Genomic DNA, 13046 nt, shown 5'->3' with positions numbered 1-13046 from the left:
TCATGCCTCGATATTCCGAAGAACGCCGCGCCGCTGTCGTGGCCAAACTGCTGCCGCCGCAGAACCTGATTCCCCAGGAGGTGGCGGAACAGGAAGGGTTGTCCTTAGCCACCGGCTAGGAACCGCTTGAGTACCTGGAGCGGCTGATCGACCAGATCGCCAATCGTGATCCCCAGAGCATGCCTATTGACGGCACGGCCTAGTGGGGGGCGGGGCTGTTGCCTGACCCGGAGCGGGTTCTGAACACCGAAAACGGATCAACAATGGGTCTATCGTGACTGCGATAGCCTGCAGGAGCAGCCTCCAGGGATTGGTGGACTGGCGTGTTATTCTGGAAGAAAGTCCGCCTTGAGCACTTCGTCGACGGAATAGGGGCATGCGACAGGAAACTGATCTTGATCGATGCCTGTCTCATTTTCAGCCTTGAGCTTGGCTTTTTGATAGGCCGTTTCAAGTTTCTCGCTCAAGTAAGGCTTCAAGCTTGGACTGTCCGCGAGCAACTCGTGTATATCGATCCGCTGCGTGGCAATGGTATTGCGCCAACTGCGGGTGCGCTTCGGAACTTGGTACTGCCATTTCAACAAATGCATCAACAGCAGACTGAGTCGATTCACAAGCTCACGTTTCTCGCTCTTTGCCATGGCTTCTAACTCTTCGGCAAGGTGGTCGATATCGAGCTGATCCCATTGTTGATGGCGCATGAAGTTGACGTTCTCGATCAGCCAGCCATGAAAATCTTGCTCATAAGTGGTTAAGCCAGACATGGTCGTGTCTTTCGCCTCGCGTTCGATGGATGGGTGTTGCGGATGATCAGGGCGTCATCTAAGGCTGCAGCGGAGGGCGGCAGCGACCTGATCTTGCAGAAATGGACCCCAATTCTTGGACAGTAGGAAAAGGGAAATCTTTGGTTGGTTTCAGGCGGCGCGATCAAGGTCGGCCTTCTGGAAGTAGACCGCATCCGGGATGCGTCCGTCCAGGGCACTGTGACGACGCTCAGCGTTGTAGAACTTAGTAGTGTGTCAGGCATTCTTGAAGTTGCCTTGGCGTCTCGTAGGCGCGCAGGTAGACATCCTCGTACTTGACGCTGCGCCAGAGCCGTTCGACGAACACATTGTCGAGCCAGCGGCCTTTGCCGTCCATGCTGATGGCGATGTCGTGGTCTTTGAGCACCCCGGTGAAGGCTTCGGACGTGAATTGGACCCCTTGATCGGTGTTGAAGATCGCCGGCTTGCCGAAGCGGTTCAGCGCCTCGTGCAGGGCCTCAAGGCAGAAGTCCGTCTCCAGCGTGTTGGACAACCGCCACGCGAGCACGCGGCGTGAATGTCAGTCCAAGATGACCACCAGGTCCATGAAGCCTTTGGCCATCGGGATATAAGAAATGCCGCTCGCCCAGACCTGATTCGGTCGTTCAATGATCAGATCGCGCAGCAGGTACGGAGAGATCCTGTGGCCCTTGCCGGGCGGGACTGGCCTCACCCGGTTGAGCGACCGCTTGATCCAGGGGGTCGTCGTCGGCGGCGGCGGCGTCATGCGGCTCGTCGCCGCCCGCCGACGGGCGATCCCAGGGCGCTTGGCTGCTGGGGGACGGGAGCTGTTGGTTGAATCCTGATGCAGCCGTTCGCGGGCCTCGTTGAGATCCTCCAGGGCGCGCAGCAACAGACCGCGCAACGAGCCCCCGTGCCTCAGTCGCCGGTATAAGGCTCCTTCAGCGTCACCAACTCCTCGGCGCTGACCGGATGGATGGCGACGGTGTTGTCGAAGTCTTCCTTGGTCGCGCCCAGCTTTACCGCCACGGCGAAGCCTTGCAGCATCTCGTCGACGCCGTCGCCGACCATGTGGATGCCGACCACGCGCTGGTTGTCGCCGACGCAGACCAGCTTCATCGCGGTCCGCGGCTCGCGCTCGTTGAGCGCGTACTTCATCGGCGTGAAGGTAGTCTGATAAATCGTCACCTTCTCGCCGGTCTCGCGCGCCTGCGCCTCGGTCAGGCCGACCGCGCCGGCCGGCGGATGCGCGAACACCACCGTCGGTATGTTCTCGTAATCGAGGCGCCGCTCGGGCTGATCGTTGAATAGCCGATCGGCGAGCCGGCGGCCGGCGGCGATCGCCACTGGCGTCAATGGCGCACGGCCAGTGATGTCGCCGAGCGCGTAGACGCCCGGCACATTGGTGTTCTGGAAGGGATCGGTCGGGATGATGCCATTGGGCTGGCGCTCGATGCCCGTCGCCTCGAGATTGAGCGCGGCGGTGTTGGCGCGCCGGCCGACCGCCCACAGCGCAGTGTCGAAGCCAGTCAGGGCGTTGCCGTCGCGGTCGATCACCGCGATGCCATCCTGCCGTTGCTCGAGCGCGCCGACCGCGAACGGCAGGTCGAGCTTGATCCCTTCCTGTTCGAGGTTGTGCTTGACGGTCTCGCTGATCAGCGGGTCGAAGGTCTCGAGCACCTTCGGCTCCAGCGCGACCATGGTGACCGCGGAGCCGAGCGAATGGAGGATGCCGGCCAGCTCGACCCCGATGTACCCGCCACCGATCACGCACACCCGCTTCGGCGGTTGTTCGAGCTTGAAGAAGCCATCCGAGGTGATGCCCAGTTCGTGACCCGGCACCGGCGGCACGATCGGCTGTCCGCCGGTGGCAATGACGATGTGCTCGGCGCTGTATCGTTCGCCGTTGACCTCGATCGTCTTGTTGTCGACGAAGCGCGCGGCGCCCTGGAGCAGGGTGATGCCGAGTGTCTCGACGTAGCCGTTCCAGTAGTTGCGGATGCCGTCGATGACGCCGTCGCGGCCCTTGACCAGCGTCGGCCAGTCGATCGCCGAGATCTCGGCCTGGATACCGAGCTCGGGCGCGTCACGCACCGACTGGGCGATCTCGGAGGCGTACCACATCAATTTCTTCGGCACACAGCCGACGTTGACGCAGGTCCCGCCGATGAGATTGGCTTCGACGATGGCGGTGCGTTTACCGTAGGCGGCGGCCTTCTCGGCGACCGCAAGCCCGCCGCTGCCGCCGCCGATGGCGATGAGATCAAAATGCGTGTCCATGGGGGTCTCCTAGTCGAGCAGTGCGCAGAGCAAACAGCCGCTGGGCAGGGCGCCCAGCGGCTGTCGGCGGTGTGTGAGCGGCCTGGGCATGAGCAATCTGCAAGCGGTCTGTGGCAAGCAGCGCTTGACCCGCTCAGCCCACCTCGCTCAGCACCGGCTTAGCGGCTGGCGAGCCACTTCTGCAGGTCGTCGGAACCGCCGATCTTGGTGCCGTTGATGAACACCTGCGGCACCATGGTGGTGGCGGCGACGGCGCGCAGGGTCTCCTCGGTGTAGTCCTTGTTCAGCACCAGCTCCTCATATTGCATGCCGGCATCGTTCAGCAGGCCCTTGGCCTTGGCGCAGAACGGGCAGCCGGGGCGGGTGAAGATGGTCACGTCGGCCGGTTTGGCGGCGTTCGGCGCGATGTACTCGAGCATGGTGTCGGCGTCGGAGACATGGAAGGGGTCGCCCGGCTCTTCGGGCTCGATGAACATCTTCTCGATGGTGCCGTCCTTGACCAGCATCGAGTAGCGCCAGGAGCGCTTGCCGAAGCCGAGGTCGTCCTTGTCGACCAGCAGGCCCATGCCCTCGGTGAACTCACCGTTACCGTCCGGGATAAAGGTCAGGTTATGGGCGTTCTCGTCCTCCTTCCAGGCGTTCATGACGAAGCCGTCGTTGACCGACATGCAGATGATGTCGTCGACGCCTGCGGCCTTCAGCGCTGGTGCGAGCTGATTGAAGCGCGGCACGTGGGTCGAGGAGCAGGTCGGGGTGAAGGCGCCGGGCAGCGAGAAGACGACCACGGTCTTGCCCTTGAACAGATCATCGGTGGTGACGTCCTTCCAGTCGTGATCGGTGCGGGTGCGGAAGGTGACGTTCGGGACTTTCTGACCGGTGCGATCTTGCAGCATGAGGGATACTCCGTGCGTGGTTGAGGGGAATCTGTGACTTGTCAAGGAGTCGGGCGGGCCGTGGTCCCGCTCAGCCCCCAGGATGGGGTAAATACCGCGAGCATCCAAATGGGTTCTACGGATGATGGCGATTGGTTTGACCGATCATGAGCGATTGTTGCGTGCAGCGGACCCATGCCTATCATAGGCCAGCAAGCCCCGGTCATCAGGTGATCACATCCGGCTGTGCGCGACCGGTGCGCGACTCGATCTGGGCCAGCTCGCGGGCGATCAGGATCAGCGGCGCCAGCGCCTCCTGCACGGGCAGGTGGTGGCGCGCGCTGTCGGCTTCGTACTGTTCGATGTAGACGCGGAGCGTCGCGCCCTGGGTACCGGTGCCGGAGAGCCGCAGCACGATGCGCGCGCCGCCCTCGAAGCCGATGCGGATGCCCTGCTGTTCGGCGACGCTGCCGTCGATGGGGTCGGTGTAGGCGAAGTCATCGGCGAAGGCGACCTTGAAGCCGCCATTGGTGCCGCCGAGCTGCTGCCCGGGCAGGCTCGGCAGCAGGATGCGCAGATGATCGATCAGACCCTCAGCGGCGTCGCTGTCGATGCCTTCGTAATCATGGCGGGTGTAATAGTTGCGCCCGAAGCGGCGCCAATGATCATGCACGATCTCGGCGACCGATTGGCGCTTGGCAGCGATCAGATTGAGCCAGAACAGCACCGCCCAGAGCCCGTCCTTCTCGCGCACGTGATCGGAGCCGGTGCCGAAGCTCTCCTCGCCGCAGAGGGTGATCCTGCCGGCATCGAGCAGGTTGCCGAAGAACTTCCAGCCGGTCGGGGTCTCGAAGCAGTCGACGCCGAGCGCCTCGGCGACGCGATCGGCGGCCTGACTGGTCGGCATCGAGCGCGCGACGCCGCTGATCCCATCCTTGTAGCCGGGCGCCAGTTGGGCATTGGCCGCAAGCACAGCGAGGCTGTCGCTCGGGGTGACGAAGAAATCGCGCCCGAGCACCATATTGCGGTCGCCGTCGCCATCGGAGGCGGCGCCGAAGTCGAAGCCTTGCGCGCCGCTGGTCAGCTCGACCAGCTCGTGCGCATGCACCAGGTTCGGGTCCGGATGGCCGCCGCCGAAGTCCTCCAGCGGCACGCCGTGCATCACCGTGCCGGGCTCGGCGCCAAGCCGCCGCTCGAGGATCTCGACCGCATAGGGGCCGGTGACCGCGTGCATGGCATCGAAGCGCATGCGGAAGCTGCCCGAGCTGAACAACTGCTGGATGGCATTGAAGTCGAACAGGCTGGCCATCAGCTCGGCATAATCCGCGACTGGGTCGATGACCTGCACGACCAGCTCGCCGAGGCGGGATTCGCCGAGCTGATCGAGATCAACCGCATCGGCGTCGAGGATGCGGTATTGATCGATGGTTTGGGTGCGCTGGTAGATGGCGTTGGTGACCGATGCCGGTGCCGGGCCGCCGGCGTCGATATTGAACTTGATGCCGAAGTCTTCGCTCGGTCCGCCGGGGTTATGGCTCGCCGAGAGCACGATGCCGCCCTGGGTCTGGTACTTACGGATGATGCAAGATGCCGCCGGTGTCGATAGGATGCCGCCCTTGCCGACGAGCACGCGCGCCACGCCGTTCGCCGCCGCCATGCGCAGGATGACCTGGATCGCCTCGCGATTGTAGAAGCGCCCGTCGCCGCCGAGCACCAGGCTGCCGCCCGCGAGCTTGGTCTGGGTGTCGAAGATGGCCTGGACGAAGTTCTCCAGATAATGCGGTTGCTGGAAGCTGGCGACCTTCTTGCGCAGCCCCGAGGTGCCTGGCTGTTGGCCCTCGAATGGCGTGGTCCGGATGACAGATGCTTGCATCGACATAACCCTTGATTTTGAGTTGGTTTGCCTCTAACACAGCGGCGCCGGCGAGGCCTGAGCACCGCAATTGTAACGAGAGCGGCCGGCTCGCGACCGATCAAATGACAACATTCAACCTCTAACCATAGGTGATCGACATCCATGACCGTTGATGCCCATAAGGAAACCCTCGAGTTCAAGGCCGAAGTCAGCCAGGTCCTGGACCTGGTGATTCGCTCGCTGTACTCGAACAAGGAGATCTTCCTGCGCGAGCTGATCTCCAACGCCTCCGATGCCGCCGAGAAACTGCGCTTCGAGGCGCTGACCGACGAGGCGTTGCTTGAGGATGATCCGCAGCTGCGGGTGCGGATCTCGATCGACAAGGAGGCCGGCACCATCACCGTCGCCGACAACGGCATCGGCCTCAACCGCCAGGAGGTGGTCGACACCATCGGCAGCATCGCCAGCTCCGGCACGCGCCGCTTCCTGCAGGCGATGAACGAGGGCGAGGTGACCGATAACGCGCTGATCGGCCAGTTCGGCGTCGGCTTCTACTCGGCCTATATCGTCGCCGACAAGGTCACCCTGACCTCGCGCCGCGCGGGTCTGACCGCCGAGCACGGCGTGCGCTGGGAATCGGACGGGCGCGGCAGTTACACGCTCGAGACCATCGAGAAGCCGAGCCGCGGCACCGAGGTGACCCTGCATCTGAAGGAGGACGAGAAGGAGTTCCTCGACCCCTGGCGCGTGCGCAGCGTGATCGGCAAGTTCTCCGATCACATCGCGATACCGATCGAGATGCTCAAGGAAGACCTCGGTGGCACGGACGACGAGAAGAAGGACCAGGACGCCGAGCCCGAGTTCGAGCAGGTCAACCGGGGCACCGCGCTCTGGATGCGCAACAAGGCCGAGATCTCGGACGACGACTACAAGGCGTTCTACAAGCACATCTCGCACGACTTCGACGAGCCGCTGGCCTGGGCGCACAACCGGGTCGAGGGCACCAACGAGTACACCGCGCTGCTCTATCTGCCCAAGCGCGCGCCCTGGGATATGTGGGACCGCGAGCAGAAGCATGGCGTCAAGCTCTATGTGCGCCGCGTCTTCATCATGGACGAGGCCGACAAGCTGATGCCGCACTGGCTGCGCTTCGTCAAGGGCGTGGTCGACTCCGACGATCTGCCGCTCAACGTCTCGCGCGAGATCCTGCAGCACAATCGCAAGATCGACACCATTCGCGGCGCAAACACCAAGCGCGTCCTCAGCCTGCTCGAATCCATGGCCAAGGACGAGCCGGAGAAGTATCAGACCTTCTGGGACGAGTTCGGGCGCGTGCTCAAGGAAGGGCCGGCCGAGGACTTCGCCAATCGCGAGCGCATCGGTGGCCTGCTGCGCTTCGCCAGCACCCACAACGACGACGACGCGCAGACGGTGTCGCTCGACGCCTATATCGAGCGCATGAAGGACGGCCAGAAGGACATCTACTACATCACCGCCGACAGCCCGGCGGCGGCGCGCCACAGCCCGCATCTGGAGGTGTTCCGCAAGCAGGGCGTCGAGGTGCTGCTGCTCTCGGATCGGGTCGACGAATGGCTGGTCAGCCATCTGCACGAGTACCAGGGGAAGCACTTGCAGTCGGTGACCAAGGGCAAGCTCGACCTCGGCGAGTTGGCGGACAAGGACGCGCAAGAGAAGGCCGAGCAGGCCGAGAAGGAGCACGAAGACCTGCTCAAGCGACTCAAGGACTCGCTCGGCGAGCAGGTCGACGCGGTCCGCGTCTCGACGCGGCTGGTCGACTCGCCGGCCTGCATCGTCGTCGGCGAGCACGACATGAGCGCGAACCTGGCGCGGGTGCTGAAGGCGGTCGGCCAGGAGGCACCGAGCATGAAGCCGACGCTGGAGATCAATCTCGACCATCCGCTGGTGCGCCGCCTGGAGGCCGAGTCCGACCAAGGGCGTTTCGACGATCTCGGCCTGATCCTGCTCGATCAGGCGATCCTGGCCGAAGGCGGGCAGCTCGATGATCCCTCGGCGTTCGTCGGTCGTCTCAACAAGCTGATGATGAACATGTTCATGAGTGGCGCTTGATGGATGCCGTCCCGGTCACCCTTGGCTGGCGCGAGTGGGTGGGCCTGCCCGAACTCGGGCTGCCGCTGATCAAGGCCAAGGTGGATACCGGGGCGCGCACCTCGGCGCTGCACGCGTTTGAGGTCGCGTGCGTGACCAAGGACGACGCCGACTGGGTGCGCTTCGCGGTGCACCCGTTGCAGTACCGGGACGATCTGGTGATGCGCTGCGCGGCACCCCTGCTCGATCGGCGCGCGGTCACCGACTCCGGTGGCCATTGCGAGGAGCGTTTCGTGATCGCGACAACGCTCGCGCTCGGCACCCAGCGTTGGCCGATCGAGCTGACCCTGACCGATCGCGACAGCATGCGCTTTCGCATGCTGATCGGGCGCACTGCGCTCGCGGGTCGCGCGCTGGTCGATGTGCGTCGATCCTTCCTCATGGGACAGCACGCGGACGCCGCTGCGGTGTATCTCGATGCCGCCGCCTCACTGGATGCCGGCGAGGGCGTCTCGCTGGATGCCTGCACGGGCGAGAGCGTCGGGGGCAGCGATGATCCGTAGCTACAAGGTTGCCTTCGTCGCGCTCTTCGTCGGCCTGCTGGTGCTGACCATGTTCGCGGTGTCGGTGAATACCTATCGCCACGCCACCCGGGTGTCGCTGGATTTCTCCGCCGATATCCTCTCCGAGATGTCGGCGAAGGTGATCGGGCGGACCTCGGAGGTGTTCGAAGCGGCGCGCGATTTTGCCGAGATCAATGCGCTGATCATCGCCGAGCAAGGGCTTGCCGATCATCAGGCGCTGTTTCGGCTGTTTGGCCAACAGCTCGCGTTGCGGCCACAGTTGGAGTCTCTCTATGTCGCCAGTCCCGACGGCGATTTCATCCAGGTGCGCAGCTCGCCGCAGTTGATGACACGGCTGATTCGTCGCCCCGCAGAGGCGGGCGAGGTCGCAGAGACGAGTGAGCAGACGCATGGCGAGCAGGCCGGTCGCTCGCGTTCGCCGCTGGTCAGCGAGCGCATCGTCTATCGCGATCCCGATTTTGCGCCGATCGCGCGCATCAATGGCGACTCCGGCTATGATCCGCGCCAACGCGCGTGGTACCGGCAAGCGATGGCGTCGGAGGGGCTGCAATGGTCACGGGTTTATCGCTTTGCCAACACCGAGATACACGGGATTACCGCGGCGCGGGCGGTGCGCGCGGCGGACGGATCGCTGCTCGCCGTGGTCGGGGTCGATATCTCGCTTGGCAGCCTGTCGCAGTTCCTCACCGAGCAGCGGGTGGCGCGCGGTGGCATCGCCCTGATCCTGGATGCCGAGCGGCGTTTGATCGCGATCCCGCGCACCTTGAAGCTCCGCTCCGGCGCGCCCGCGAGCGGCGCGCTGCCGAGCGTCGATGACTTGCAGATGCGCTGGCTGGTGGATGCCTATCACCATCACGGCGCCAATACGCTGCGCACCTCGGGCATCAACCGCGTCGCGTACAGCCTGACCGAGACCCAGGGCCAGCGCTATCTGGGTCATCGGCAGGCGTTTCCGCCGGAGATCGGCAACGACTGGGAGTTGATGATCGTGGTGCCCGAGGCCTCGCTGCTCGAATCCGCGCGCCGGCTGTTCAGCGAGGCCGCCGCGGTCTCGCTGATGCTGCTGGTGATCGCGACCACGGCGGTCTCCTATCTGGCGCTGCGTCTGTTCCAGCCCCTCAAGCGACTGGTGCGCAATACCGAGTTGATTCGCGAGTTTCGCTTCGCCGATGTCAAGCGGGTGCCCTCGCGCTTCACCGAGATCAAGGCCATGGACGAGGCGATCTGGAAGATGAGCCAGGGCCTGCGCTCGCTGGAGAAGTTCGTGCCCAAGGATGTCGGCCGGCAGTTGATCAAATCCGGTAAGCGCGTCGAGCCCGGCGCCGAGGTGCGCGAGCTGTCGCTGCTGCTGACCGGCGCCTCGGATCTGGCGAGCCTCTGCGCGGCGCTGCCGCCGGCACGTATCACCGCGCTGCTGTCGCGTCAGCTGGATGTCTTTACCGATACCATCCTGCGCCATAAGGGCACCATCGATAACTTTCTCGGCGAGAGCATTCTCGCCTTCTGGGGCGCGCCGGTGGCGATCGAGGACAGCGTCGATCGCGCCTGCCGGGCGGCGCTCGCCTGTCGCGATGCCGAGGGCGCGCTGCATGCCGAGTGGGCCAAGACGCGACCGACGGATGAGCCGGCGCCCTCGTTGAACCTGTTCTCGATCCATCATGGCCGCGCCATCGTCGGTGCGATCGGCTCGCGCAAGCGCATGAGCTGGACGGCGATTGGCGACAATGTCGCCTTGGGCTGGGATTTGCATCAGCTCAACCGGCGCTATGGAACCCGCATCATCATCAGCGGCGAGGCGCGCCGCCAAGTCGCCGATCGCTACTGGACGCGCCGGCTCGATGTGCTGCCGCTGAGCGGCGGCGCGCGCCAGCTCGAGGTGTTCGAGCTGATCGAGCGGCGCGAGCGCGCGCTGCCGCCGGATCGTCTGCAGGCGATCGCCAGTTACGAGGCCGGTCTTAAGGCCTTGCTCGCCGGCGACTGGGAAACGGCCGAGGCGATCTTCACGCCGCTCGCCGAGCAGGCCCCTGACGATCTCGCGGTGGCCTTGATGATGAATCGCTGTAGTGCCGGCGATGCCTGTTTCTGGCCGGGGCTTGCGGGACCGCGCGACGACCTGCTGACGGGACCCTTTGCCACCCGGGCCAGGGCCGACGCCGCGGTCGATCTGAGCATCGAGCATCCTGGCGACGATTCCGATGGCGAGCCTGGCGACGACGCGAGTGCGACCGAGCGCGGAGACTAAGCCATGCAGTTGAACGACGAGCAGGCGCTGGATCAGGTCATGGATCGCTTCGCGAAGCTCATCCGTCGCATCGACGCGCGCCAGAGCCGGATCGAGGCACGCATCACCTTGCTCTACCAGTTGCTGTTCGGGGTGGTGATCGTGCTCGTCGTCTCGCTGTCGTTTCTGACCATCATCCTCTCGCGGCAGATCCCGGACGCGACCGCTGCGGTGACCGGATTGAACGAGCATTTCGCCCGCGTCGCCGATAATATGGACCGCATGGAATACTCGGTGCGCATGATCGATAGCGGCATGCAAACCCTGCCGGAGATCATTCGCCATGTCGATACCATGCATGGCGGCGTCGCCTTTATGTCGCATGATGTGGTCGACATCGCCGGTTCGGTGGCGGCCATCGACACCGAGGTGGGCGCGATGTCCGCCAGCCTCGACGATATGCGCCACTCGTTCCGGCTGATGGAGGCGACGGTGGGTCACATGGGGCGCGATGTGAATCAGCTCTCCCAACCGATGCGGATGTTCAACTGGATGAATCCATTCCGTTGATCGTCCCTTGTCGTTCAATACGAGTCCCGCATTCCCCGAACGAGCCTATCCTATGATCGAGCGCGATCGCCTCGAGGCCCTGACCGAACTCATGGTTGAACTGGAAATGGATCTGGATCGCAGCGATGTCCTGACCGGTCGTCATCGCCGCGGGCTTGCCCCCTGGGTGCGCATCCTTATCGCCTTGGTCGCGCTGCTCGCGCTCTCGAACCTCTACTTCGTGAATGATCTGACCGACGAGGTGCGGGTGGTGATCACCCGCATGCAGGAGATGAACCGACTCTTCACCCGGGTCTCGGAGCGCATGGACGAGATGAGCGTCGAGGTCGACGCGATCGAGCGCAATGTCTTCCTGCTGCCGGTGGTCGCCGAGCAGATGGGCGAGATGGCCTCGCATGTGCAGGCGATGGAGCAGGCGGTCGCAAGCATGGGCCAGGCCACCGGACGCCTTGATGGCTCGGTGGCGGCGATGAAGACCAGCGTGCACGAGATGGCCGTGCGGTTTCATGGCCTCAACCAACGCATCGGCGCCATGAGCGTCGATGTCGATCAGATGGCGCGGCCCTTGCCTTAGGCGATGTCTGTCCATCGCCTTAGCCTGCTGCTATTCGAACAGAGGGATGCTCAAGGCAAAGATGACCTCGATCGGAGACAGCTGGCTCTCGTGCATGATCAGCAAGGTGTTTTCGGTCTTGTGCTGGGGACCCGGCGGAATGATGATGGCGAATTCGCCCTCTTCCAGATGGAACTCATGGATCTCGCGATGTCCCTCGGCGGTCATGCATTGACTCGAGCGGTAGGCATCATCCTCACTGTAGACGAGGCGGTTGTACATCTTGAAGAGGGTGTAGAGGCTCAAACCGCCAGGGAAGCTCGGCCAGCGCGCGGGGATCGCCCTTGTCTCCTGGTCGATCCGTTGCCCGGCGGCCTCGGCGGCGGCGATGGCGGCATCAAGCGGCTCGGCGAGCAGCGAATTGCCATGGCTGGGAAGCGGCTCCTGCCGCTCGCGCGCTTGCTGAAAGGTCATGCGCACCCGTTGAAAGTCATCGAAGCTGTGTAGCGGATAATCGATATGCTGTAGCTCCTCGGGCGCGAAGCTGCCGTTTTCCCAACCGTGGATCACCCGCAGGATCAGATGGCGGCGTTTCATCGGGCGCACCACCAGCAGATGCAACATGATATGAATATGGAGCAGCCGCTCGATCGAGTCGTTGGTGAAGGCCTCGTAGGGTGCCGCGAAGATCTCGTGCAGGCGCCCATGGACATGCTCCCGAGCTTCTTGATAGGTCATGATGGATTCCAAGTGGTATGACTTGGCGACTCAGTATTCGCCAGTCCGCCAATGCTGGCAAGCCTGAGCGCGAGACCGGGGTGGCGCCTAGCCCGCGTCCTTCAACAGGAGCCGGGCCAGCTCCTCGAGGAGCTTGACAACGCTCTCGGCACTCATTTGATAGGGATTGAATTCCGTGCCGATGGAATACTGCGCGATGCGGGTCCGGGTGGCTTCGGTCCAGGGGACATAGGCCATGCTCCAGGCGCTGAAGAGGCGTTGGCTCACCTCGCCATAGGTCAGCAGTTGTGCGTTATGATGACGCTGATCGCAGCAAATCCGGCAATAGATACCATTGACGGCAGCGCGGGAACCCTCGAGACATTGCAGGAAATAATGGGTATTGAAGAGCAGTACCCCGGACACCGCCTGCTTTGCATTGTTCTCGCGGGAGACTTGGAGAATGTCGGCGATCTCGTCGCTCCCGATATTCTCGGTTAATTCACTGCAATAAACGATGCGTGTCAAGGGCATGGCGGCATTTCTCCGGTTGATTGTCGAGC

Annotated in this window: 11 protein-coding genes and 1 pseudogene; 5 read left to right on the top strand and 7 right to left on the bottom strand. The window is 63.6% G+C overall.

What is annotated here, in order from left to right; genetic code table 11:
* Positions 1 to 326 precede the first annotated feature (326 nt).
* The 5 genes and pseudogenes from ACLFQI_RS06410 to ACLFQI_RS06390 form a co-directional block, all read right to left on the bottom strand.
* Positions 327 to 764 (bottom strand): DUF29 domain-containing protein, encoded by a 438-nt coding sequence (locus tag ACLFQI_RS06410; RefSeq protein ID WP_410758067.1) that lies wholly within the window; start codon positions 762 to 764, stop codon positions 327 to 329.
* 150 nt (positions 765 to 914) lie between these two features.
* Positions 915 to 1461, bottom strand: a pseudogene (locus ACLFQI_RS06405) (IS3 family transposase); the annotation flags it as partial.
* A gap of 221 nt (positions 1462 to 1682) precedes the next feature.
* A complete protein-coding gene (gene gorA / locus ACLFQI_RS06400; protein WP_410758066.1) occupies positions 1683 to 3044 on the bottom strand; it encodes a glutathione-disulfide reductase in 1362 nt (453 codons plus the stop codon).
* 158 nt (positions 3045 to 3202) lie between these two features.
* Positions 3203 to 3937 carry a glutathione peroxidase gene (locus ACLFQI_RS06395; RefSeq protein ID WP_410758065.1) on the bottom strand — a complete coding sequence of 245 codons (735 nt, stop codon included), beginning with the start codon at positions 3935 to 3937 and terminating at the stop codon, positions 3203 to 3205.
* Positions 3938 to 4142: 205 nt separating this feature from the next.
* On the bottom strand, positions 4143 to 5789 hold the full coding sequence (locus ACLFQI_RS06390; protein ID WP_410758064.1) for an alpha-D-glucose phosphate-specific phosphoglucomutase: 1647 nt from the start codon (positions 5787 to 5789) through the stop codon (positions 4143 to 4145).
* Between the two features lie 144 nt (positions 5790 to 5933).
* Here ACLFQI_RS06390 and htpG point away from each other — a divergent pair, with 144 nt between their 5' ends.
* Genes htpG through ACLFQI_RS06365 form a run of 5 tightly spaced genes read left to right on the top strand, consistent with a single transcriptional unit; the run spans position 5934 to position 11787 of the window.
* Positions 5934 to 7859, top strand: coding sequence for a molecular chaperone HtpG (gene htpG, locus ACLFQI_RS06385; RefSeq protein WP_410758062.1), 1926 nt, complete (start codon positions 5934 to 5936; stop codon positions 7857 to 7859).
* A complete protein-coding gene (locus tag ACLFQI_RS06380) occupies positions 7859 to 8401 on the top strand; it encodes an ATP-dependent zinc protease (protein WP_410758061.1) in 543 nt (180 codons plus the stop codon). The genes htpG and ACLFQI_RS06380 overlap by 1 nt, the downstream gene beginning before the upstream one ends.
* Positions 8391 to 10664 carry a cache domain-containing protein gene (locus ACLFQI_RS06375; RefSeq protein WP_410758060.1) on the top strand — a complete coding sequence of 758 codons (2274 nt, stop codon included), beginning with the start codon at positions 8391 to 8393 and terminating at the stop codon, positions 10662 to 10664. Before ACLFQI_RS06380 ends, ACLFQI_RS06375 begins: the two co-directional genes overlap by 11 nt.
* Before the next feature lie 3 nt (positions 10665 to 10667).
* Positions 10668 to 11213, top strand: coding sequence for a hypothetical protein (locus tag ACLFQI_RS06370; protein ID WP_410758059.1), 546 nt, complete (start codon positions 10668 to 10670; stop codon positions 11211 to 11213).
* 52 nt (positions 11214 to 11265) lie between these two features.
* Entirely contained in the window at positions 11266 to 11787 is a 522-nt protein-coding gene (locus tag ACLFQI_RS06365) for a hypothetical protein (RefSeq protein ID WP_410758058.1), read from the top strand.
* A gap of 30 nt (positions 11788 to 11817) precedes the next feature.
* On the opposite strand, the gene ACLFQI_RS06360 is transcribed toward ACLFQI_RS06365, so the two are convergent.
* Both ACLFQI_RS06360 and ACLFQI_RS06355 read right to left on the bottom strand, forming a co-directional pair.
* A complete protein-coding gene (locus ACLFQI_RS06360) occupies positions 11818 to 12504 on the bottom strand; it encodes a hypothetical protein (RefSeq protein WP_410758057.1) in 687 nt (228 codons plus the stop codon).
* Between the two features lie 87 nt (positions 12505 to 12591).
* A partial coding sequence (locus tag ACLFQI_RS06355; RefSeq protein WP_410758056.1) for a BLUF domain-containing protein occupies positions 12592 to 13046 on the bottom strand: 455 nt, incomplete at its 5' end.

The sequence above is a fragment of the Halochromatium sp. genome (assembly GCF_046541315.1).
Classification (GTDB): domain Bacteria; phylum Pseudomonadota; class Gammaproteobacteria; order Chromatiales; family Chromatiaceae; genus Lamprobacter.
Note: the sequence above shows the minus strand (reverse complement) of the source record. Positions and strands in the feature narration are given on the sequence as shown.

What these genes read in the sequence shown, in the direction of transcription:
- ACLFQI_RS06375 (WP_410758060.1), top strand. Translation starts at nt 8,391, where the DNA reads ATGATCCGTAGCTACAAGGTTGCCTTCGTCGCGCTCTTCGTCGGCCTG.
- ACLFQI_RS06370 (WP_410758059.1), top strand. Translation starts at nt 10,668, where the DNA reads ATGCAGTTGAACGACGAGCAGGCGCTGGATCAGGTCATGGATCGCTTC.
- ACLFQI_RS06365 (WP_410758058.1), top strand. Translation starts at nt 11,266, where the DNA reads ATGATCGAGCGCGATCGCCTCGAGGCCCTGACCGAACTCATGGTTGAA.
- gorA (WP_410758066.1), bottom strand. Translation starts at nt 3,044, where the DNA reads ATGGACACGCATTTTGATCTCATCGCCATCGGCGGCGGCAGCGGCGGG.
- ACLFQI_RS06395 (WP_410758065.1), bottom strand. Translation starts at nt 3,937, where the DNA reads ATGCTGCAAGATCGCACCGGTCAGAAAGTCCCGAACGTCACCTTCCGC.
- ACLFQI_RS06390 (WP_410758064.1), bottom strand. Translation starts at nt 5,789, where the DNA reads ATGCAAGCATCTGTCATCCGGACCACGCCATTCGAGGGCCAACAGCCA.
- ACLFQI_RS06410 (WP_410758067.1), bottom strand. Translation starts at nt 764, where the DNA reads ATGTCTGGCTTAACCACTTATGAGCAAGATTTTCATGGCTGGCTGATC.
- htpG (WP_410758062.1), top strand. Translation starts at nt 5,934, where the DNA reads ATGACCGTTGATGCCCATAAGGAAACCCTCGAGTTCAAGGCCGAAGTC.
- ACLFQI_RS06380 (WP_410758061.1), top strand. Translation starts at nt 7,859, where the DNA reads ATGGATGCCGTCCCGGTCACCCTTGGCTGGCGCGAGTGGGTGGGCCTG.
- ACLFQI_RS06360 (WP_410758057.1), bottom strand. Translation starts at nt 12,504, where the DNA reads ATGACCTATCAAGAAGCTCGGGAGCATGTCCATGGGCGCCTGCACGAG.